We start from the raw sequence: 21,359 nt of genomic DNA, 5'->3' as shown, positions 1-21,359 counted from the left end.
AATTTCACGATGTTTGTCAGTATTCGCCGCCGTCCAGCAGATCGAAACTGTTTGTATTGCGTTCCAGCGTCACCGTATTGCCCGTGGATGTGGTCACTGTCTGCACGTTCTGCTGTGCTTCACGGAACAGCGGCAGGTTCGCCCCCATCGCAAAACCACCGTCAATAGTTGCGCCAAGGCCAAAGACCGGTTCTTCCCCGTCACGGAAATATTCCGCAACAACATTCTCACCAGAGGCATCATTGGCAAGGCGCGCGCCAGAAAAACGGTCGATCTTGATGAAATGACCACCTTCAGGCACATCAAAAGCACCGCCACCATATTTTTCAGTCGCTTCCAGCATGAACCGGTTGAACACAGGGCCACATGTATTGGCACCATATACCCCACGTCCCAGTGGACGCGGACGGTCATGGCCGATGTAACAGCCTGCAACGATGTTGGAGGTAAAGCCCACAAACCACACATCACGCGCATCATTGGTTGTCCCGGTTTTACCTGCGACTGGCACGTTCAAAGTGATTTGTCCTTTGGCTGTGCCGCGCTGAACAACGCCCCGCATCATAGAGGTCAGCTGATAAGCAGTAATCGCATCCATCACCCGTTCCCGGTTGGATGTGATCCGCGGGCCATAACCGGGCGTGATAATTTCATCCTTACAATCCACACATTGACGTTGGTCGTGACGATAAATCGTACGACCCCAGCGGTCTTGCACGCGGTCTACAAGGGTCGGTTCAACCCGTTCACCGCCATTGGCGAACATCGCATAGGCAGACACGATCTTAAACAATGTCGTTTCCTGCGCCCCAAGGGAGTTGGATAAAAACGGGTTCATACGGTCATACACACCAAAGCGTTCCGCATAACCGCCCACAACATCCATGCCAATTTCTTGGGCCAGACGTACGGTCATCAGGTTCCGTGATCGTTCAATCCCGGTGCGCAAAGGTGTCGGGCCATAGAATTGCTTACTGGCGTTTTGTGGGCGCCAAATCCCGGCACCTGTGTTCACCTCAATCGGCGCATCGATCACGATGGTGGCCGGGGTAAACCCACTGTCCAGCGCTGCGGCATAAACAAACGGTTTAAAGCTGGAACCCGGCTGACGCTGGGCCTGTGTTGCGCGGTTAAACACGGATGACTGGTAGGAAAACCCACCCTGCATTGCGATCACACGACCCGTATTCACATCCATCGCCATAAAACCGCCCTGCACTTCAGGCACTTGGCGTAGGGTCCAGCGGATGAAACTGCCGTCACTGTCACTGGTCATGGCGCGTACATGCACCACATCGCCCACCTCCAGAAGATCCCCGGCATTGCGGGCCCGGCGGGCCAGACTGCCGTCTTCCAGACGTTTGCGCGCCCAGGTGACGTCTTTGGGCGCAATCCAGTGACCGTCACTGTCTTCTTCAACGCCTTCAATCCCAAGACGCGCATGTGTGCTGCTGACTTCCAGCACCACAGCCGCATGCCAGCGATCAATGTCACGGGCGATCTGGATGTCATTCAGGGCCGCACGCCAGGTTTCTTCATCGCCCAACTGATCCGCTTCGATTGTCAGCCCTGTACCGCGCCAAACCCCCTGATTTCGGTCGTAATCTTCAAGTGCTTTACGCAAAGACGCCGCTGCCACAGGCTGAAGTTCCGGATCCACCGTCGCACGCACAGCCAGACCACCGGTGAAGAATTCCTCTTCGCCGAAGTCCTCAGAAAGCTGACGGCGGATTTCGTCGGTGAAGTAATCTCGTGGTGGCAGGGAATTGCGGAAGGCCGGGAAATCACCGTTCTGCACAGACCGCAGAGGGGAGTTCACTGCTTCTTCATAGGCGGCATGGCTGACATAGCCGTTTTCATACATTTCCTTCAGCACAAAGTTGCGTCGTGTCACCGCGCGTTCATATTCGCGTACCGGATGATAATTTGACGGCCCCTTTGGCAAGGCAGCCAGATAAGCCACCTCTTCTAGGTTCAGTTCTGACAGGGTTTTGTTGAAATAGGTCTGTGCAGCCGCAGAAACACCATAGGAGTTTTGTCCCAGGAAAATTTCATTCAGATACAGTTCAAGGATCGCCTCTTTATCCAGCGTGCCTTCAATCCGGGCGGCCAGGATGATTTCTTTGATTTTGCGTTCCAGACGGCGTTCCCCCCCCAGAAGGAAGTTCTTCATCACCTGCTGTGTAATGGTTGACGCACCACGCACGCGCCCGCCCCGCGCCGCATCACGCACCGCAGCCAAGATCCCCATGGCATCAAAACCGGCGTGATTGTAAAAGTTCTTATCTTCCGCAGAGATAAACGCCTGTTTCACCAGATCAGGGATTTCATCCGCAGGCGCGAACAGACGGCGTTCGCGGGCAAATTCATCCATGATCCGCCCTTCACCGGAATAAATCCGGCTGATGGTTGGGGGCGTATATTGGGCCAGTTGTTCGTGATTGGGCAGATCGCGCCCATACATCACAAAAATAGCGGCAAGGCCAAGCATGGCCACAAAGATCCCGACGGTGATAAAGCTAAATAATCCGCCAAGGGTTCTTGAGATGAAAGCGATCAATGGTTTTGCTCCGGCCTGCTCTGGCATCTGCGTTTCCGCGCGGCATCGTAACACAAAACCGCGATTCTTATCCGCGCAACATAGGCGTCACAGCCCAACGCGTCAAAACGCTTCGGCTGTGATCTGCCGCTTTCAGCTGTGGCGTTGCAGGAAATGCGCGCCATCCACAAGGGCTGCGTTGCCTTCCGGCGTGTCAAAGGCTTGCCAGACATACAACATTCCGGGCCAAATCTGCAGGGTTCCCATGCTATCAAAAGCGTTCATCTTGTTGATAAACCTAACACAATCATCTTCGAACATATCATGATCAGAGGTCTGGATCAGGACAGGCGGAAGCTGTGACAGATCCCCGTGTAACGGGGAAAGGCACGGATCATCAGGGCGGCCTTGGTGCATCATAAATGCAAAAATCAGACGTTTTAGCAGTGACGGGCTTTGCAGCGTCACATCGGTTTGTGGTGAAAACGCCAGCACCGCATCCGCAGGATCAACCAAATCCCCCCGGCAATAAAATCAAAAACAGCAAGAATAATAAGGATCGCAGACATGTAAAATTCCTCAGCCAGAAACAGGTACATTCTGGATAAAGAGAAAAATTTAAATGGACAAATTCAATTATAAAATTGAAATATATACCATTTATAACAATGCATTAAATGAGATTTCTTATGTAAATTATTGCCGCAAAAGCTGGGCCTCGGCGGCATCTTCAAGCGCCCATGTTTCCAATGCCCGACGAATGGCGCGGGTCATCTTTGCCTCCCATTCAGCAGATTGAATGCGCGCAAGATCACGGGGATTGTTCATGAAGCCCAGCTCAATCAGAACCGATGGAATATCCGGCGCTTTCAGAACTGAAAATCCCGCCGCCTGATGGGGGCGTTTGTAAAGATGGCCCACACCCTGACTGATCTGATCCACCAGACGCTGCCCCAGGCGCAGGCTGCGCGGCGCGGTTTCGCGACGGGCCAGATCCATCAGAACCATCGCCACCTGATCATCGTGATGTGACAGATCCACCCCGGCCAACAGGTCTTCGCGGTCATGACGTTCCGCCAGCAAAGCCGAGGCCTGATCAGTGGCTTCGTCAGACAGGGTATATATCGTGGTTCCCGTCGCGCGGCCTTCTGAAACCGTGTCGGCGTGCAGCGATAGAAACAGATCAGCGCGGGCGGCACGGGCGATGGTCACCCGGCGTTCCAACGACACGAAACTATTGTCATTGCGGGTCAACACAACGTCAAAACCACCGGATCGCACCAGTTCTTCCCGCAGGGCGCGGGCAAAATCAAGCATCAGGTCGGCTTCGTTCAGACCTTCGCGTTGCGCCCCAGGATCCACACCACCATGCCCAGGATCAAGCACAACAACCAGACTGCGGTCCCCTTGCTGACGTGTGATGATCTCGCCTGGTGCCGTGATGCTGTTGCGCGCAGCACCGGTGGTCTCGGGCCTGCCTGCCCCATCGGCAAAAACCTGTTCAGACACAGGTTCCGCCTTTAGAACCAGGCGCGCTTCTTGGCTGGTTTCATCGATCTGAAGAAAGGCTTCCTGCACGCCAAGCGGGCTATCCAGTCCCAAAACCAACCGGGTCCAGCCGGGTTGCAATGGCCCTGCACGCAGGCTGTTGATCTGGGGCAAAGCCAGAAAGGCGCTTTCATCCAGATCACGCCAGGTGACTTCGCTGAAATCCATCACAAGACGCATCGGATCCTGAAGAGTATAAACCTGAAATGGCACCCCGCGCGAAAGACCAATTTGCAGGTGAAGGCCACCAGTCCGAGTTTTCACCACTTGGGTCTGCCCGGGCAGAACTCTGGCCTGTGCGGTGAAATTTCCTTGTGCGGCAACGATTTGCACAGAGAGCACGCACAGCATCACAGCACCGGCAATGCCGCGAAGACAAGGAACACAAACCGCCACAGGACGAAGGGCGCGCAGGAAAGAGATCATAGATGGGCTGCTTTATTTTTATAAGATTGCGTCTTTATAGGCAGCCCGCCCCGCCCTGTCATCCAGATCCCGAGGCCCGCGGACGAATATTATGTCTCAGGCCTCGCCCTGCCCCATGTCGGCGCAATCCCGCCCGATCCATGTAACAATCGCGACAGCACCCCGGCATACGCTTGCAGATTGCAAAGCCAGCGCCCAGACTGCACCCGATGACACCGGCAACAGGGATACGCAATGCGTTTCAGATCTACGTTCAGACGATACATAACCCGCCCCCTGATGGCCTTCTGCGCGACAGCAGTATTGGCCCTGGGCACGAGCGAAGCTTCCGCACAAAGCCTGATCCGGGACGCCGAATTGGAACACTCTCTGAAGGAACTGGCCCGCCCCATCCTAAATGCTGCTGGCCTGTCTCCGGAACGGGTAAAGATCATCGTGTTGAATGATCGTTCCCTAAACGCCTTCATCATTGATACAAGGCATATTTTCATTCACTCGGGCCTGATCACCCGGATGGAAGATCCGTCCATGCTGCAGGCTGTTATCGCCCATGAAGCGGCCCATATCGCCAATGGTCATATTTCACGCAGGCTGGCCAATATGCGTTCCTCACGCACGGCTGCGGGGTTTGGCCTGTTGCTGTCCGCCTTCGTTGCCGCAGCAGGCAGCCCCGAAGCCGCGTCCGGCATTGCGCTTGGCAGTGCGGGAACGGCGCAACGGGTGCTGTTCGCCCACACACGGGGCGAGGAAAGTTCCGCAGACCAGTCCGGCGCACGTTTCATGATCAATGCAGGCGTTGATCCAGAAGCTATGGTCCGGGTGTTGGATCTGCTGCATGGGCAGGAAGTTCTCAGCGCGGGGCGTCAAGACCCATACGCCCGCACCCACCCACTGTCCGCAGATCGCCGCCGTCAGGTGCGTGGTTACGCAGCGGCCTATAGTGGCGGATCAGACATCACCCCCGCAGCGCAATACTGGTTTGATCGCAGCCGGGCAAAACTATCTTCATTCACAGGAAACACCCGCCAGACCCTACGACGTCTGCGCCGCCTGCGTGGCAATGAGGTGACCGAAACCGTACTGCTGCAACGCGCCATTGCCCTGCACCGCCAGGCCAACACCAGCAAAGCCATCGAAAACATCAATGCCCTGATCAATGCCCGTCCAAATGATCCCTATTATCACGAACTGAAAGGCCAGATCCTGCTGGAAAGCCGCAATGCAGCTGCTGCAACTCAGTCCTATCGGCGGGCCTCGCAGATTTTGCCGGATCAGCCCCTGATCCTTGCAGGGTATGGCCGGGCCTTGCTTGCGGCAGATACACAAAGCAGCCTGCGCGAAGCAAAGCGTGTGCTGGAACGGTCCTACAGCCGTGATCCACGTCAGCCCCGGATGCTGCGCGATCTGGCCGTGGTCTATAGTAAAACCGGTAATCCTGGCATGGCGTCCCTTGTCACGGCCGAACGCTATGCCCTGACAGGCAACTTGCGCAACGCGCAGATCCATGCCCAACGTGCGGCTGATCAGCTTGCCCGTGGGTCTCAGGGGTGGAACCGCGCGCAAGATATGCTACGAACAGCTCAATAATCTTCAGAGAGAGACCAAATATGATCCGTAACTTCATGAAATCCACGGCCCTGGGCCTGATGCTGGCAGGCAGCACCGCTCTCTCTGCAGGGGCGCTTGATCTGAACGCTATGACCGATGCTGAACGTGCAGATTTTGGCGAAGCCGTGCGTGAATACCTGCTGGAAAACCCGCAGGTTATCATGGATGCCGTGGCGATCTTGCAGGAACGCGAAGCCCAGCAAGAAGCCGCACAGGACATCGATCTGGTCGCCGCCAATCTGGATGCGCTGCACAATGACGGGTTTTCCTGGCAAGGTGGCAATCCCGATGGTGATATCACCGTGGTTGAATTCCTTGATTATCGCTGTGGGTATTGCAAACGCGCCCACCCCGAAGTTGCATCCCTAATGGACAATGACACAAACATCCGCCTGATCGTGAAAGAATATCCGATCCTGGGTGAGGAAAGCGTTCTGGCATCCCGTTTTGCAATTGCCGTGAAGCAACTGCATGGGGATGAGGCCTATAAACTGACGCAAGATGCATTGATGGCCATGCGCGGCAACGTCAATGAAGCCAGCCTAACCCGCATCGCCGGTGAATTCGGCCATGATATGGCCGCGATTGCCGCACAGATGGACAGCGAAGATGTCACACAAGTGATCCGTGATACGCGCCTTTTGGGCCAACGCATGCAAATTTCTGGCACCCCAAGCTTTGTGATCGGCACCCACGTCTTGCGTGGTTTCTTGCCGCTGGATGGCATGCAACAGATCGTCGCCGCACAACGCGACGAAGGGTAAACTTCGCATCTGCCCTGCATAAAAATGACCTGCCGCGGCCTGAGCTGTGGCTGGTCAATGTATCCTTTTTTGTTTTGTTTCAAGTACCATGGCATCCCCCCCTTCCCCCATCGCCCCCCCGCCTCAGAAAGCTGACTTAGACGCGCTTGTCGTCATGGCAGATAACTTCATTGAATGGCGCCGCAGTTACCTGAAGAAGGCCCAGACATGGATCGGAATCTGCGTCACGATCCTGTGCCTAAGCTTACTGCCCGCATTAAATGGCGTTGGTTTCTTTCAGTTTTTGATGTTTTTCTCTGCAATCGCACTCTGGCTGATTTTGATTTACCCCTCGGGCAAGGCCAACACAGAAATCCCCGACCAAGCCCTGCCGGTGATCTGCGACGCAATTGGCCTGCAATACAGCAGTGTCGCGCGGGGGGCACATAAGCGTCTCGACCGTCTCGCCCGCACTGGCATGTTCCCCAGCCACGACCTGCATGTCCGTTACGGCATCAGCGCATCCCCGCCCAATCATCCCACTATCACCTGGGATCGCTTTTCCACCTCAACCACCTATGAAGACGATGGGAAAACGCGCCGTAAGACCACCTTTCGCGGTGCCCTATTGTCTTTCACGGCACCGGACCATCTGCCGGATATGCTGTTACGCCCCTATCGGGGCAAAATCAGCCGTTCGATCGCGGCCAGCTTTCGTGGCCTGTCCTTGACGCCGATGAAGCATCGCGCAGAATTCACGATCACCTTAAAAAGCGGGACAGAATTCTCGGTGTTTTATCGAGTTGAACATGGTCTTGATGCGGCTGCCGAACACATCACGCAACTTCTGAATGAGACCTGGCACGCGTTGCCAACAGGTGCATCCATCCAGGGTTTTGAGTGCAACAAGGGCGAAATTTCGATTGTCACCAGTTATGAAACCCCAATGTTCCAAGTGCCCGGTGTTTATACCAACAAGCTGAAACTCGTGAAAGTTTTTGGGCAATGGCTTGAATCTGCGGCCCTGCCCTTGGATATCTTTAGCATCTGGCATGACAACAATCCCAACACCGATTTGGAAGACTAACCGCTAGCGTTTCCGATCAACGTGGTTGATTGCCTGTTCCGCCTCATTATGTCACGTTGAAGGGCATATAGCTAAAGAGCCCCCATGTCCAAATCCCACGAAGCCAGCCCCTCCCCAGGACAAAACCCCCTTGAGAAACTGCCGGTCATCGCCGCGAATTTTATTCAGTGGCGTCAGAATTTTCTGCAATCCTATTGGGGTTGGTTTGCCTTTTTGGCAGGCTTACTGGTGCTGGCATGGATTGCGGCAAGTGTCGGGAGCTCACTGGCTTGGGCCCTTCTATTCATCTGTTTCGTTGCATTCGTGATCTTGCGGAACCACTTCAAAACACAGGCCAATGAACGGGTCTTGCGCCTGGCCCTGCCCATTATCTGTAACACTATTGGCTTGGAATTTGATACGAATTCAAACAAAGGGCGCGGGCGTGTGCGTTCCGTCCTAAATTCCGGCCTATTGGCGAAAGAATCCGTCTATGTGAATGAAAGCATCAGCGGAAAAATTGGCGGTGCACTGATTTCTTTTGACGCGTTTTATACCTATCGCACCAAACGTAAAGACGGCGAGAAAAAGCGTATACGCGGTTTTAACGGGTATATATTTCAGATCCCTGCCCCCAAGGGCAGCAAAAGTATCGTCGCACGCCCCCTTCATCATCTGCTGGGTAAACGCCTGCTCATGCGATTGAAAGGGCGACGGACAAACACGCGTGGCATGCCCTCGATCATCAAAGTCAAACACGGTCGCAATCTGGCTTGGTTTCCGAAACGCGATGCCAGAGACCTTGAAGCCGGAGCCTTCATTGAACGTCACATTGATCGCAGTCTCAAGGCCCTTCCCAATCGCGCAAAGATCCATGGTGTGATTGTCCGCAATGGGCGATTGTTCATCGTGTGCAAAGGGTCTTCTGGCTATTTTCGGCATTCAATTTTGCTGTCGTCGAAAACCAGCATAATGCGAAAGTTTCAAATCTGGGTTGCCCAAGCATCAACCATTATCGACCTGTATCACATTTGGAACACGCCAAAGCGCCGCTCCGATGGGGATCGGGCGGTTTAGCTGGGGTCAAACTGGCAGGTAGATATGTAAAACCATCATAAATGGCGGCGCCGCCCTGTGCGGATTTCATCTGAGCCAGGGCGCGTAAAACCCTGGGGGAAGGCCGTGATCCGCCCCCTTTATGGTATCAGGGGCCTCTCATCCAGCAGGTCACGCGGGGAATTTCTTCCGCGTGTATCGATCATGATCGGGATGGTTATGCACCGGAAAGGGTAAACATGCCCCTGCAGCTGCGTACGTTGCCCAGCCTCACAAACTGCCACTTGCCCCGCCCCCGGAAGAGGACCCACCACCAAAGGATGATCCGCCAGAAGAAGAACTACTTTTGCGCGAGATCACTTTTGTCTCGGAATAGTCAGCCTGACAATTCTTACAATAGTAATCAATGCGCTTCAGGCCCGTGGCGTTGGTGGTCGCATGCTTCAGTATCGTCGTATCCCCTTGCAGCGTTCGATAGTTACAACGGCGACACGCCCCATAACGTGTGAACCAACTGCGATAGGATTCGATTGTCACATGATCACATTGGCCGCATGTCCAAACATCATAATCCACGCTTTTCAGATGCTCTTCTGTTTGCTGCCCATCCTTCAGATGCGCGTCATCCTCGTATTCGCCAAGACGTTGCATCCGTGATCCGTCATTCGGGCAGATCCGGGGCCGGTTGCGTCGCCAGCGCCGGAACAAAAGTCCTGCCCCCCCGGCGATCGCTGCGAAAGGCGCAAACAGCCAGGCCCCAAGGCGTTTTACACGGTTCACGGATTTCTCGATCAACCCGCTGTCATATTCCCCTGGGTAATGGCCAGTCAAATCATAAATCACGGCATCCACACCGCTGCGGATCCCACGGGAATAGGCGTCATTTCTGAAAGCCGGAATGATGATGTCATCAATGATCCGTTTCATCGGGCGATCTTTGGTTCGCCCATAGCCGGATCCGACTTCGATTCGCATTTTCCGATCATTTCGGGATATCAACATCAGAACGCCATCATTACGGGCGGCATTGCCGATCCCCCAATGGTTAAAAAGACCCGTGGCGAAAGGCTCAATCGGGCCGTGATGATCATATAATGCGGTATTTCGTATCGTCAGTACCGTGAATTCAATTCCGGTTTCCGTTCGCAACTCTTCAAGCACGTCATGGATATAGGTTTCATCCCGGCGATCAATGATCGCGGCATAGTCATTGACGTATAGATTGCTATAGGGCGGGTATTCAGTTTCAGCCGTCGATTGGGTCGCAAACACGTATAGAAAACATAAAACAACGCTGAAAATTCGATATATTTGCAATTGATACGCCCTTAGATCCCGCCCTCTGGAAAGCTTAGGCAAGTATCACTGTATCTTCAACCGTGCCTGTGAGGGTTTAACGGGTCTGATAGGTGGGGCCATTGAGCATCCGCTTATTCGGCAGCGTCTACAGCATTCGCGGCTTCAACCTTTGCAGCATGATCTTCAACTTGTTCAACGATATGATCCACCATTTGATCATTGCTCAGTTTGTGACTGACCTTGCCCGCCAGATACACCATGCCAGAACCAGCCCCGCCGCCGGTAAAACCGACATCTGTCATCAAAGCTTCGCCAGGGCCGTTCACCACACAGCCAATGATCGACAGGCTCATCGGGGTGTGGATATGGGCCAGACGTTCTTCGAGGGTTTCAACGGTTTTGATCACATCAAAGCCCTGACGCGCGCAGGATGGGCAGGAAATGATGTTCACGCCGCGATGACGCAGGCCCAAGGATTTCAGGATCTCAAAGCCCATTTTGACTTCTTCTTCAGGCGGGGCGGACAGGCTGATGCGGATCGTGTCCCCAATCCCGGCCCACAACAGATTACCCAGACCAATCGCACTTTTCACGGTCCCTGACATCAGACCACCTGCCTCTGTCACGCCCAGATGCAGGGGCGCGTCCGTAATATCAGCCAGCGCGTGATAGGCCGCTGCGGTCATAAAGACGTCGGATGCTTTCAAAGAGATTTTGAAATTGTGGAAATCATTGTCTTGCAGGATTTTGATGTGATCAAGCCCACTTTCCACCATCGCATCCGGGCAGGGTTCGGCGTATTTATCCAGCAGATGTTTTTCCAATGATCCCGCGTTCACACCAATGCGCATAGAACAATTATTGTCCCGCGCGGCCTGAATAACTTCGCGAACCCGTTCTTCTTTGCCAATATTGCCCGGGTTGATGCGCAGACAAGCTGCACCTGCTTCGGCGGCTTCGATACCCCGGCGATAGTGGAAATGGATATCCGCGACAATTGGCACGGGGCTTTCTTTGACAATCTCCTTCAAAGCCGCGGAAGACGCCTCATCCGGTACAGAAACCCGAACGATATCAGCCCCTGCTTCGGCACAGCGCAACACCTGTTCAATCGTCGCCTTCGCATCCGATGTCAAAGTGTTGGTCATCGTCTGCACCGCAATCGGTGCATCGCCACCAACCGGCACATTCCCCACCATGATCTGGCGGGATTTACGGCGTTCAATATTGCGCCATGGACGAATGTGATTGTGGGTCATTGGGATGGCTCCGGCTTATGATCTGGCACAGATATACGATTGCAAGGCAAGCGCTGCAATGGGGCCGGAGGGCGCAGTTGGGATTATTCGCTGATCTCTGTTTCTGCGCGGACAACAGGCGCGATAGCTTCGGCCACCACACGGGCCAGATCCTGATCTGAATCCAAGTCAGCAACGGTATATGCCGTTGAAATGCTTTCGGCTTCCAATGCAACATCAGAGGTCACCGTGCCACGTGGGCCAACCGGGCCATAGATGTCACTGCCAAGGCCGAAATAAACCGCACCAGATTCACCGACGCGCAAAACCGCTGCTTCTTCAGTCTGGGGCGGGATATATTCTTCGCCAGCGTTCATCACACCTTCAAACAACACAGTGCCACCTGCCCCGCGTACACGCACCCAAGCCGGGCGCACGGCAACGACGCGAAGTGCGGGCAGATCTGCCTCGGTCACCTGAACCAATGTTTCTGCATTTAGCCCCTCAACAGCCGCACGCAACTGCAGATCAGGGATTACAGAGGCATTTTCAAGCACAGCCGGGGCAAAAGCGCCGGTAGAAGATGTATCAAGGGCCGCAATCGGGCCGTCACGGGCCACCAGCACAGGCACCTCAAGCGCTTCTGGGCGATACAGGCGATCAAATGCCGCCGCATCAGATGCCGCAGTCGCTGCAACAACAATTTCACCGGCTTCACGGCGTGCCAACGGGTCATGCCCTGCCGCCAGAATTTCTTCGGTCTGGAAATCAAGACCACTTTCGTCAGCCAGATCAACCCGTTGAATTTCCTGCAATACAGTCCAAGCGCCAAATCCGATTGCACCGGTCAGCGCCGCCAGAACCGCAAGGGAACCAAGTGCGCCAGGCTGCAAGCCACTGAAACCGTTGCCTTCACGCGGCACAAAGGTCGCATTCGGATCCGCAAAGGGATCACGGCTGGCCATAACGGGAACCATGGCGGTGCGATTGTTTTTCAGCGTCGATGCACCCGCAGACATGCCATGGGCCGTTTCAAAACCGCTTTCGGCACAGAACTGGGCGAAGGTTTCATTCGGGTCCATGCCCAGATAGCTGGCGTAAGAACGCACATAACCGGCAATAAAGCCGGGCGTTTCAAAGGCAGATGGATCAGCATTTTCAATGGCCGCAACGTAAGATGCTTTGATCTTCAGTTCGCGTTGCACATCCAAGAGGGATTTTCCAAGGGTCGCACGTTCACCGCGCATCATATCGCCAAGGCGCAAATCAAAATCGTCAAAGCCCTTCGGCCCTTCCGGTTCTGCCTCTACAGGTGATCTGAATCGACCGATCATCCCAATGCCCCTTGTTTTTATATTCTTAGATCACCCGAAAGTGATCACACCCGTTGCCCCAAACGACTACCCGATTCGTCCCGTACCGGACAGTCGTTAATTTAGTGTAGCATACTAATAATTGTTTTTCACAAAAAGGGGGAATTATCCGGCCATTTCAGCACGATTCAGCGCACAATGCGACCAAAGACCATCCATTGCCGTCACCAGGGCATCAATTTCGCGCGGTCCGTGCACCGGTGAAGGCGTGAACCGCAAACGTTCTGTGCCACGGGGAACTGTCGGGAAATTGATCGGCTGCACGTAAATGCCGTGATCTTCCAACAGCATGTCGGAAATCATCTTGCATTTCACGGGATTGCCCACATGCACTGGAACAATATGACTGCCGTTATCAATGATTGGCAGGCCCAGGCCTTTCAGACGCAGCTTCAGGATTGCCGCCTGTGTCTGATGTTGTTCACGCAGCGCAGGCGTTTCCTTCAAATGTTCAATCGACGCTGTCGCACCGGCCGCAACGGCAGGTGCCAGCGAGGTCGTGAAGATGAAACCAGGCGCATAGGAACGCACAGCATCCACCATTTTTTCACTAGCGGTGATATAGCCGCCCATAACGCCGTAAGCTTTTGCCAGCGTGCCGTTGATGATGTCGATCCGATGCGCAAGGTTGTCGCGTTCCGTCACACCCCCACCGCGTGGGCCATACATGCCAACGGCGTGTACTTCGTCGATATAGGTCAGCGCGTTGAATTCTTCGGCAAGTTCGATGATTTCTTCGATCGGGCCAAAATCACCATCCATGGAATAGACAGATTCAAACGCGATCAGTTTTGGCATCTCAGGATCGTCAGCTTCCAGCAGTTCACGCAGATGTGCCACATCATTGTGACGGAACACACGTTTCGCCCCACCATTGCGGCGCACGCCTTCAATCATGGACGCATGGTTCAGCGCGTCAGAATAGATGATCAGCCCAGGAAAGATCTTTGGCAGGGTCGACAGGGTTGCGTCATTTGCGATGTAGGCAGAGGTAAACAGCAAGGCCGCCTCTTTGCCATGCAGATCCGCAAGACTGGCTTCCAGCTGCTTGTGATAAATCGTTGTGCCCGAAATATTGCGCGTCCCACCGGAACCGGCACCGGTTGAATCAATCGCTTCATGCATCGCTTGCAGAACAACAGGGTTCTGGCCCATGCCAAGATAATCATTGCCACACCAGACAGTCACCGGGCGTTCAGAGCCATCCGGGTGGCTCCAAGTTGCATGCGGGAAATGACCGCGCTTGCGTTCAATATCAATAAAGGTCCGGTAACGGCCTTCGTCATGCAGGCTTTGCAGCGCTGCGTCGATACTGGCAGAGTAATCCAAAATGGCACCTCGGCTGGCGGCCCGTGGACGGGCGGTTGTTCGCGCAGGATTCCTGACAGAATCCCTCTGTATCGGACTCATAGTCCGGGTTTCTGATCTGATACTTGATTCAGATCAGATAAATCCAGTCTTAACATAGCATTTAATCAACAATTGCCGTGTAACAATCCGTCGCAGCCGCATTTCCAGTACCAGAACCGACACGACAGGCACTGATCGCGGCATCCCCTGCCCCATCCCCTTTTTCAAATGCAAAGGACCCGGACGATGGCGAAATTGCAAAAGCCTTCTCACCCCGCCCACGCCGGAACTGACGGAAGGCATCCGTTGCGGATTGCGACAGCTGAATGGCGCGCCCGGCCTCATAGTCATCCGGCAGAAAATGCATCACAACCACACAGGCCCGACCACCAGAACGCGCGGCATTACAGGCCGTCAGAGCCGCTGCTTCCGCAGCTTCAACGCTATGATGATTTCCTGCGGCCTGATTGGTTTCTGACAACATGCCTTCATCCGGGGCCATCGCCACCGCACCATAATAAGGGATCGCACCACCTGTCGCAGACAATTGCGCGATTTGCTGGGCGTTCAGGAAATCCTGTTCAAAAACCATAACCTGCCCGCCGTTGCGGTCAAACAGCTGCCCCCGTGCGGTCCGGCTGTCCATAGGCGCGCTTTGCGCCAAAACAACACCGCCGGTCAGCAGGACAGACAGCCCCGCAAGCAAAGTGGTCTTTGAAAATCGCGTCATTCGTTTTCTCCCGTCTGGATCTGCGTCAGGTTTTACCTGTTCTGCCAGACCTGATCCCCAGGCACCAGTTCTTATGTGTGTCTGGACATCCTCTACAACCCACGCCAGAGTGCCGCCAACATTTACCCCACCCGGAGCCCCGCCATGAGCCTTGATGCTGTTCTTGCCGAAATTGACAATTCCCTTGATGACGCACTGGAGCGCCTGAAAGGCCTTCTGCGTATCCAGTCCATTTCCACGGACCCCGCCTTTAAAGCAGATTGCGACGCGGCGGCTGACTGGCTGGTTGCAGATCTGAAAACCATCGGTTTTGACGCGGAAAAACGTGCCACCACGGGCCATCCGATGGTTGTTGCCCATGATCCGAACGCACCAGAAGGCACACCGCATGTGCTGTTTTACGGCCATTACGATGTACAACCCGTGGATCCGCTGGAGCTTTGGGAGGTGCCACCGTTTGAACCGACCATCGAAAGCCGTCCCGAAGGTGACGTGATCCGTGCGCGTGGATCCAGTGATGACAAAGGCCAGTTGATGACCTTTATCGAGGCTTGCCGTGCTTATAAGAAAATTCATGGCCATATGCCGGTAAAGATCACCTTCTTTATGGAAGGCGAAGAAGAAAGCGGATCCCCCTCGCTTGTGCCTTTCATGGAAGCAAACAAGGATGAGCTGACCTGCGACATCGCCCTGATCTGTGACACGGGCATGGTATCCCCTGGCGTGCCGTCGATCGCAAGCCAACTGCGTGGCATGCTAAAGGATGAATTCACCCTCACGGGTCCTGCACTTGATCTGCATTCCGGTCACTATGGTGGTCCTGCTCTGAACCCGCTGCGCGAGATCTCAAAGCTGATCACAACCTTCCATGACGATACAGGCCGCGTGGCTGTAGAAGGGTTCTATGAAGGCGTTGAAGACGTGCCCAGCCAGCAGCTTGCGGCTTGGAAAAACTGTGGCTTTGACGAAAAAGAATACCTGGAATTCGCTGGCATGACCAAAGCGCACGGCGAAGAAGGCTATTCCGCGCTGGAACAGCAATGGGCACGCCCAACCCTGGAAATCAACGGCCTTTGGGGCGGCTATAACGGCGCGGGTACAAAAACCGTGATCCCTGCAGATGCACATTGCAAAATCACCTGCCGCTTGGTGGGCGACATGGACCCGGACAAGCTGCGCGTCGCGATCCGCAAACACGTGGAAGACCGCCTGCCCCAGGATGCCAAAATTACTTGGAACCAAGATCTAGAGGGCAGCAAAGCCAGCGTTATGGACATTGACCGCCCGGAATTCGTGGCCGCGAAATCGGCATTGTCAGATGAATGGGACCGCGAAGCTGTGTTTACCGGCATGGGCGGATCCATCCCGATTGCGGGCTTTTTCAAGTCAATCTGGGGCATGGAAAGCCTGCTGATGGGCTTTGCCAATGACGATGACCGCATTCACAGCCCGAATGAGAAATACAACGTGCAGAGCTTCCACAAAGGCATCCGGTCCTGGGCGCGGATGCTGGACAAACTGGCACAAAACTAAACCAACAAAGGGCCGCCACCGTGCGGCCCTTCTTTTTGAAAGAAACCAGCCATGACCGACGACACCCCCATATTGCTGAAGGCTGCAGAGATTGACGCGATGCCGGGTCAGCCGAAAACACATTTTCTGAACCCCAATGCGCAACGCCTGCAGAAATCTCTGGGCGATATCTGTGGGCTGACCGGGCTTGGCGTGCATCTGATCGAAATTCAGCCAGGATCTGACAGCACAGAACACCATATGCATTATTACGAAGACGAATGCATTTACATCTTGGAGGGCCATGCCACCCTGCGGATTGGCGATACATATAAAGCCATCGGTCCGGGTGATTTCATGGGACATCCGAAAAATGGTGCAGCACATTCCATGACCAACACAGGCACAGCCCCCCTAAAGATGCTGGTGATTGGGCAGCGCTTGGATCACGACGTGGCCGATTACCCGGATCAGGGAAAACGCATCTTCCGAAACGCAGGCATGCCTTGGGATCTGACAGACATCACAAACCTGACCACACCCCACACGCCAAAGGCAAAAGAGTAGCTCAGGCCAGGGGTTTGCGCAGACTCAGAACCAATTTCACGATCAGCAGAACCACCGGCACCCCGTGCATCGCGAGATCAAACATATCAACCGACTGTGTCAGCGCCCCCGCCTTCAGCATCATCAGCTTTTCCACCAGATGCGGCATGGGGCGAAACGGGGCAAGGCCAAGGGCAAAAGCCACAAGCACCACATGAAGCAGTGGCAGGCGATCAATCAAATTTATAAGTCTGGTCATGCATCGCTTATGGCACAACCCCCTGCCCCGCATCACCGCGCGCAATGCCGCAGCCAGCCAGCCGAAAACCAAAATCCAAGGATTAAAATGAAAAAAGCCCCCAAAAAGGGAGCTTTTTCAAAAATGGCGCGGTTGACGGGACTCGAACCCGCGACCCCCGGCGTGACAGGCCGGTACTCTAACCAACTGAGCTACAACCGCGCTATGGGGGCTGTTTAGGGTTCCGGCCCGGTGGGGTCAAGCGACAAAATGCGGGTTTGTGAAAGTTTTTTGATCCCCCTTCACCATACGGTTTTCAGGCACCGTTTCCAACTCCCCCCAGCCCCTCGCCTTCGGCCGTCTGCATTACGGCAGCCAGTTAGGACAGCCCGCCGGATAAGTAAGATCAGGCCTGTTTTCAAATAATCCACTTGCCGCATTTGATATGATGGCCGCAGTTTTATCAGACACGAGCGGCCGCACACGCGTTGTACAGGCGAACCAAAACGCATGAGAACGCACCATCTGCCGTTCACTTCCCATCGCGGCCTGCATCGCCGCATCGTTAAACCCGTGCCTGTCCAACAATGCGAATTCCGGCCTTGGGTCATAATTGGATTGGTCTTCAGCTGGCCTCAACAAAGCCGAAATTAACGGGCCCGGACCACGTCGCGAGTTTGAAGAAGATTCTTCATATAGGGAATTCGTGTGCCATCCATCAAAAGCGGCCAACACCTCATCGCTATGTCTGGGGGTCAGCCATGCATGAACATAGGAACGCCCGCTGTCCCCGGAAATCCGACGGTATTCTGAGTGAAAGACATAGGCCGATTGCACGTTCTCCACCTCGCGTTCTAAGGCACAAATGCCTAATCCAGCAGACAGTATTCTGTCGCCAATTCCCCATTTTCGCCGTGGGGCGTTGAAACAGTCTGGCTCATGTATTGCAAGCTCATACCTTAGGATAGGATCGGTGCCAATTTCCAGTACATCCAATGTGCCGTCAAAAATTCGTTCCGCGCCTGCAAATTCGCATCCGTAGCTTGCATGACAGCCAAAAGAAGCGATTGAAAAGATGCCAGGCGCAACAATATGCAAGGACTTGCCAGGAAATACGATATCTGGATGTTCGGGGTTGGCATTCAGGAAGACGCTTTCCCGGACCTCACCAAATTGGATGGAGATGATATGCACGGCACCCGCCGCGAGATTGAGCCCTAAGATCCACACCAGCGGCTTCGCACGCCGCCAAAAATACGGCACAAGGATCAAGGCCCCACTGATCGCAAGCGTCAGATACCATAAAAACAGAAGAGCGGCTTCGTTGGTTAAATACAAATGAGGTCCTTTGGGGTGATACCTAAATCTTAGGTTTTCCTTGTGATTTTCGCAATAATGCAGTCACCCGATAATTTAACCTTTTCTCTGCCCCTGATAAACACTTCGTTCACAATTTTTAGGAGGCTTCGAGTGAGGTTTCGCATGGACGCCAGACATGATTGGCCTTTGACTGTCCGTTTTCATCATTTTGGCCACACAGCTTCGCAACCGCAGGAATTTTCTACAGTGACGGCGAAAGGTTAAATCCGCTAAGGGCCGCGGAAACGCCATTACTGGCAATACGCGCCAAGGATGGATGTGCGGGACAAAGCGCCATTTCGCATTATTCCGTGAATGGCAGCTTTGCCGGACTAGTTAGGGGGGGCTTTTAGTCTGCGCAAGGTGATGTTTCGGGGAACACCCAAATTTTCGAGAATAATCGCGGCTGAAGTGTGTAGGGCTTTCATAGCCGACTTCAAATCCCGCAGTCGAAACAGAGCACGCCCCCCGCATAAGAATCTCACGCGCCTCGATCATTCGCAGGTCTTTTTGGTACTGCAACGGCGTGGTGCCTGTCACGGATTTAAAATGTTCATGGAAAGATGACGGGCTCATGCTTGCAATCTTTGCAAGTTCGGCCACAACGAGCGGTTCGTGAAATTTGTTTCTGATCCGAATAATAGCTTTGGCAATTCGACTTGCGTGGCTATCGACGGAAAGTAGGTTCCTCAACATCCCACCGATCGGAGACATGAGCAAACGAAAGTGGATTTCTCTTACAATCGCCGGACCAAGCACCTGCGCGTCCAGCGGTGAATCCATCAATTCAAGATATCGGATCATGGGCGCAATGTAGGTGGGGTCTGCCGCAGTGGTCGAGAGGGCTGTGGTCGAAACGGTGGCAGTAGCTTCCTCTGAAATCACTTCGCCCACTTGCTCGTAAAGGCTACGCAGGATGCCCAGATCCAAAGAAAAAACCAATGCACGATATGGTGTCTCTGGACTTGCCTCGAGAATTTTTGCTGTGACGGGCAAGTCGTGGCTAACCAAAAATGCATCGCCCGGCACTAGGGAAACGGACTTCTGACCAATATGTATTTCTTTTCTGCCCTGTAGAATTAGGCAAATGAAGGGATTGTAAATGGCGGCCTCAAATGAGCTAACGGCTTCGCGCCGAAAAACATGTGCAGCGTTCAAATATCCTGTTGAAACATTGCCTTGGTAGGTTTCGTATCGCGCTGACAGGCGATGCAATTTCTCATGCGACATAACTATCTCCCTCAACCCTTCCTATCAAATGTGGTGTTAGATATCACGAAAGAATACAAACTATTGGAGGAATAGGCATCTTTTTCAGAGTTTCGGACAGGACGCTATGTAGCTTAGCCCCTAGGTTTAAATTCACCAAATCACAGGAGCGAATATGACACGATCTAGCCTTTTAAATTCCACCCACCTCGTCGCAACACTTCTTGCGACCACCTTTAGCGCGCCGTTGTTAGCTGACACATCTAACAACATGGCCTGCGATGGCTCTCTTATGCACGGTAGCATTACCCAGATCAGCGCGACCCATGCCACGATAGAGACATCCATACTGATCGACGCCGCTCCGGCAGAGGTTTGGGCCACCTTGACCAACTTCGAAGCCATGCCAGATTGGAGCACAGGAACGCTTCAAGGCATTACCGGCAACGTTGAAAATGGCGGTAGCGTGGTGGTTACTTTCCTGTTTGGCGTTGATGACGCGGGCAATCCGGTTTCTAATGAAATTCCGCATACATTGATCTTCAAAGGCGGCGAAAAAATTGGATGGTCGGATCCGTTCCCTGCAGATCTTGGCGGCGGGCACGATAATCATATTTACGCGGTTCGCCCCTGCGGAGATAAAACGCAGTTCACCCAATCGGATGAGATTGTCGACAACCCCTATGCCGTGAATTTCGTGACACAGCTTCTTCCGGGGTATCAACTGTTCAATGCAGAGCTAAAGGCCGCTGTAGAGAACTGATCGTCGATCTTGGCAGCGCGCTTTGTCTCAAACTGATGCCACAATACGCGCTGTCTGTTGAGCTGCCACCAATTTAAAGAAGTTGGCTGCTCCACCAAATGATTTTTGTAGATTTGGGCTCTTTCCTGCCATTCGCGGCACCACCGATCAATAACTGCTAAGGGCTGAGAACACTCACTGTTATCAGAATATGGGTAAATCAAGCTGCTGCAACTTTCGCTGCCAAACATTGCAAGCCTCCGTAGGGGCCACACCGCAACGAAAAAGACCTCCCAAAAGGAGGCCTCTTCTAAGCAGTGATGGCGCGGTTGACGGGACTCGAACCCGCGACCCCCGGCGTGACAGGCCGGTACTCTAACCAACTGAGCTACAACCGCCCACTGCGTTCCCGTTTGGGAATGAGCGGTTTCTAGAAGCAGCCAGCCCTGGCGTCAAGCGCTTCATGCATGTTTTTTCAATCTTTTTTGCATTCCCTCTGAACGTGCAAACCAAGCGGTATCAGAGGGCTGTCAAAAGATGGGTAACCCCCATCGAAACCTTAATTTACGTGCCAACCGAGGTTGCATTGTTCACAGCAATATCACCCGGTTCCAGATCTTGACCACCGGTCACAAAGGCGACGGACACACCGTTCACCTTGATATGTGCGCCGGTATCTTCGGCGTTGGCTTCGATGGTAATCTCAGGCGCATCAGTCGGAACCGTATCGTCCCAGGCAAAATTCACCTCGATCTTGTCAGTGCCGGCCTCAAAGTC

General features: G+C 53.9%; 19 protein-coding genes and 2 tRNA genes. 7 read left to right on the top strand and 14 right to left on the bottom strand.

The features are described from left to right. Positions 1 to 16: 16 nt before the first annotated feature. The 3 genes from ACPGUT_RS11410 to ACPGUT_RS11400 all read right to left on the bottom strand — a co-directional run bounded on the left by ACPGUT_RS11410 (position 17) and on the right by ACPGUT_RS11400 (position 4,513). Positions 17 to 2,560, bottom strand: a complete 2,544-nt coding sequence (locus tag ACPGUT_RS11410; RefSeq protein ID WP_423991482.1) for a penicillin-binding protein 1A — start codon at positions 2,558 to 2,560, stop codon at positions 17 to 19. Between the two features lie 132 nt (positions 2,561 to 2,692). Next, entirely contained in the window at positions 2,693 to 3,055 is a 363-nt protein-coding gene (locus tag ACPGUT_RS11405; protein WP_423991462.1) for an alpha/beta hydrolase, read from the bottom strand. 180 nt (positions 3,056 to 3,235) lie between these two features. After that, a complete protein-coding gene (locus tag ACPGUT_RS11400; protein WP_423991460.1) occupies positions 3,236 to 4,513 on the bottom strand; it encodes an N-acetylmuramoyl-L-alanine amidase in 1,278 nt (425 codons plus the stop codon). Between the two features lie 234 nt (positions 4,514 to 4,747). Here ACPGUT_RS11400 and ACPGUT_RS11395 point away from each other — a divergent pair, with 234 nt between their 5' ends. From ACPGUT_RS11395 to ACPGUT_RS11380, 4 genes are all read left to right on the top strand, one after another. Further along, a complete protein-coding gene (locus ACPGUT_RS11395; RefSeq protein ID WP_423991457.1) occupies positions 4,748 to 6,100 on the top strand; it encodes a M48 family metalloprotease in 1,353 nt (450 codons plus the stop codon). Between the two features lie 20 nt (positions 6,101 to 6,120). Further along, positions 6,121 to 6,885, top strand: coding sequence for a DsbA family protein (locus ACPGUT_RS11390; protein ID WP_423991455.1), 765 nt, complete (start codon positions 6,121 to 6,123; stop codon positions 6,883 to 6,885). Between the two features lie 154 nt (positions 6,886 to 7,039). Continuing rightward, positions 7,040 to 7,951, top strand: coding sequence for a hypothetical protein (locus tag ACPGUT_RS11385; protein ID WP_423991453.1), 912 nt, complete (start codon positions 7,040 to 7,042; stop codon positions 7,949 to 7,951). A gap of 84 nt (positions 7,952 to 8,035) precedes the next feature. Next, entirely contained in the window at positions 8,036 to 9,007 is a 972-nt protein-coding gene (locus tag ACPGUT_RS11380; RefSeq protein WP_423991451.1) for a hypothetical protein, read from the top strand. 249 nt (positions 9,008 to 9,256) lie between these two features. Here ACPGUT_RS11380 and ACPGUT_RS11375 read toward each other — a convergent pair whose 3' ends face one another. The 5 genes from ACPGUT_RS11375 to ACPGUT_RS11355 all read right to left on the bottom strand — a co-directional run bounded on the left by ACPGUT_RS11375 (position 9,257) and on the right by ACPGUT_RS11355 (position 14,976). Beyond that, positions 9,257 to 10,258 carry a TPM domain-containing protein gene (locus ACPGUT_RS11375; protein ID WP_423991449.1) on the bottom strand — a complete coding sequence of 334 codons (1,002 nt, stop codon included), beginning with the start codon at positions 10,256 to 10,258 and terminating at the stop codon, positions 9,257 to 9,259. Positions 10,259 to 10,416: 158 nt separating this feature from the next. Beyond that, the gene (ispG, locus tag ACPGUT_RS11370) at positions 10,417 to 11,544 is read right to left on the bottom strand and encodes a flavodoxin-dependent (E)-4-hydroxy-3-methylbut-2-enyl-diphosphate synthase (protein WP_423991447.1); all 1,128 of its coding nucleotides are present in this window, start codon (positions 11,542 to 11,544) and stop codon (positions 10,417 to 10,419) included. A gap of 83 nt (positions 11,545 to 11,627) precedes the next feature. Beyond that, entirely contained in the window at positions 11,628 to 12,857 is a 1,230-nt protein-coding gene (locus ACPGUT_RS11365) for a helix-turn-helix domain-containing protein (protein ID WP_423991445.1), read from the bottom strand. Positions 12,858 to 13,001: 144 nt separating this feature from the next. After that, positions 13,002 to 14,225: a 5-aminolevulinate synthase gene (gene hemA, locus ACPGUT_RS11360; RefSeq protein ID WP_423991443.1), complete on the bottom strand. Its 1,224-nt coding sequence runs from the start codon at positions 14,223 to 14,225 to the stop codon at positions 13,002 to 13,004. Positions 14,226 to 14,367: 142 nt separating this feature from the next. Next, positions 14,368 to 14,976 (bottom strand): 5-aminolevulic acid synthase, encoded by a 609-nt coding sequence (locus ACPGUT_RS11355; RefSeq protein WP_423991441.1) that lies wholly within the window; start codon positions 14,974 to 14,976, stop codon positions 14,368 to 14,370. Between the two features lie 144 nt (positions 14,977 to 15,120). Here ACPGUT_RS11355 and ACPGUT_RS11350 point away from each other — a divergent pair, with 144 nt between their 5' ends. Beyond that, complete coding sequence (locus tag ACPGUT_RS11350) at positions 15,121 to 16,509, top strand: dipeptidase (RefSeq protein ID WP_423991439.1); 1,389 nt, start codon at positions 15,121 to 15,123, stop codon at positions 16,507 to 16,509. A gap of 51 nt (positions 16,510 to 16,560) precedes the next feature. After that, positions 16,561 to 17,055, top strand: coding sequence for a cupin domain-containing protein (locus ACPGUT_RS11345; RefSeq protein WP_423991437.1), 495 nt, complete (start codon positions 16,561 to 16,563; stop codon positions 17,053 to 17,055). A gap of 1 nt (position 17,056) precedes the next feature. Here ACPGUT_RS11345 and ACPGUT_RS11340 read toward each other — a convergent pair whose 3' ends face one another. From ACPGUT_RS11340 to ACPGUT_RS11325, 4 genes are all read right to left on the bottom strand, one after another. Then, positions 17,057 to 17,293, bottom strand: coding sequence for an RND transporter (locus ACPGUT_RS11340; protein ID WP_423991435.1), 237 nt, complete (start codon positions 17,291 to 17,293; stop codon positions 17,057 to 17,059). A 124-nt stretch (positions 17,294 to 17,417) separates the two neighbouring features. Beyond that, a tRNA-Asp gene (locus ACPGUT_RS11335) sits at positions 17,418 to 17,494 on the bottom strand. Between the two features lie 144 nt (positions 17,495 to 17,638). Further along, on the bottom strand, positions 17,639 to 18,610 hold the full coding sequence (locus ACPGUT_RS11330; RefSeq protein WP_423991433.1) for a hypothetical protein: 972 nt from the start codon (positions 18,608 to 18,610) through the stop codon (positions 17,639 to 17,641). 357 nt (positions 18,611 to 18,967) lie between these two features. Next, positions 18,968 to 19,861 (bottom strand): AraC family transcriptional regulator N-terminal domain-containing protein, encoded by an 894-nt coding sequence (locus ACPGUT_RS11325; RefSeq protein ID WP_423991431.1) that lies wholly within the window; start codon positions 19,859 to 19,861, stop codon positions 18,968 to 18,970. 154 nt (positions 19,862 to 20,015) lie between these two features. Here ACPGUT_RS11325 and ACPGUT_RS11320 point away from each other — a divergent pair, with 154 nt between their 5' ends. Continuing rightward, the gene (locus tag ACPGUT_RS11320; protein ID WP_423991429.1) at positions 20,016 to 20,603 is read left to right on the top strand and encodes an SRPBCC family protein; all 588 of its coding nucleotides are present in this window, start codon (positions 20,016 to 20,018) and stop codon (positions 20,601 to 20,603) included. 300 nt (positions 20,604 to 20,903) lie between these two features. Here ACPGUT_RS11320 and ACPGUT_RS11315 read toward each other — a convergent pair. Next, a tRNA-Asp gene (locus tag ACPGUT_RS11315) sits at positions 20,904 to 20,980 on the bottom strand. A 166-nt stretch (positions 20,981 to 21,146) separates the two neighbouring features. Next, on the bottom strand, positions 21,147 to 21,359 hold a 213-nt coding region (locus ACPGUT_RS11310), incomplete at its 5' end, for a hypothetical protein (RefSeq protein ID WP_423991427.1).

This window comes from Halocynthiibacter sp. (genome assembly GCF_049608145.1).
In the GTDB taxonomy this organism is placed as follows: domain Bacteria; phylum Pseudomonadota; class Alphaproteobacteria; order Rhodobacterales; family Rhodobacteraceae; genus Halocynthiibacter.
Note: the sequence above shows the minus strand (reverse complement) of the source record. Positions and strands in the feature narration are given on the sequence as shown.

Bases quoted from the DNA above. Each gene is read 5' to 3' on its own strand.
- ACPGUT_RS11400 (WP_423991460.1), bottom strand. From the start codon at position 4,513: ATGATCTCTTTCCTGCGCGCCCTTCGTCCTGTGGCGGTTTGTGTTCCT.
- ACPGUT_RS11395 (WP_423991457.1), top strand. From the start codon at position 4,748: ATGCGTTTCAGATCTACGTTCAGACGATACATAACCCGCCCCCTGATG.
- ACPGUT_RS11390 (WP_423991455.1), top strand. From the start codon at position 6,121: ATGATCCGTAACTTCATGAAATCCACGGCCCTGGGCCTGATGCTGGCA.
- ACPGUT_RS11385 (WP_423991453.1), top strand. From the start codon at position 7,040: ATGGCAGATAACTTCATTGAATGGCGCCGCAGTTACCTGAAGAAGGCC.
- ACPGUT_RS11380 (WP_423991451.1), top strand. From the start codon at position 8,036: ATGTCCAAATCCCACGAAGCCAGCCCCTCCCCAGGACAAAACCCCCTT.
- ispG (WP_423991447.1), bottom strand. From the start codon at position 11,544: ATGACCCACAATCACATTCGTCCATGGCGCAATATTGAACGCCGTAAA.
- ACPGUT_RS11365 (WP_423991445.1), bottom strand. From the start codon at position 12,857: ATGATCGGTCGATTCAGATCACCTGTAGAGGCAGAACCGGAAGGGCCG.
- ACPGUT_RS11355 (WP_423991441.1), bottom strand. From the start codon at position 14,976: ATGACGCGATTTTCAAAGACCACTTTGCTTGCGGGGCTGTCTGTCCTG.
- ACPGUT_RS11350 (WP_423991439.1), top strand. From the start codon at position 15,121: ATGAGCCTTGATGCTGTTCTTGCCGAAATTGACAATTCCCTTGATGAC.
- ACPGUT_RS11345 (WP_423991437.1), top strand. From the start codon at position 16,561: ATGACCGACGACACCCCCATATTGCTGAAGGCTGCAGAGATTGACGCG.
- ACPGUT_RS11340 (WP_423991435.1), bottom strand. From the start codon at position 17,293: ATGACCAGACTTATAAATTTGATTGATCGCCTGCCACTGCTTCATGTG.
- ACPGUT_RS11325 (WP_423991431.1), bottom strand. From the start codon at position 19,861: ATGTCGCATGAGAAATTGCATCGCCTGTCAGCGCGATACGAAACCTAC.
- ACPGUT_RS11320 (WP_423991429.1), top strand. From the start codon at position 20,016: ATGACACGATCTAGCCTTTTAAATTCCACCCACCTCGTCGCAACACTT.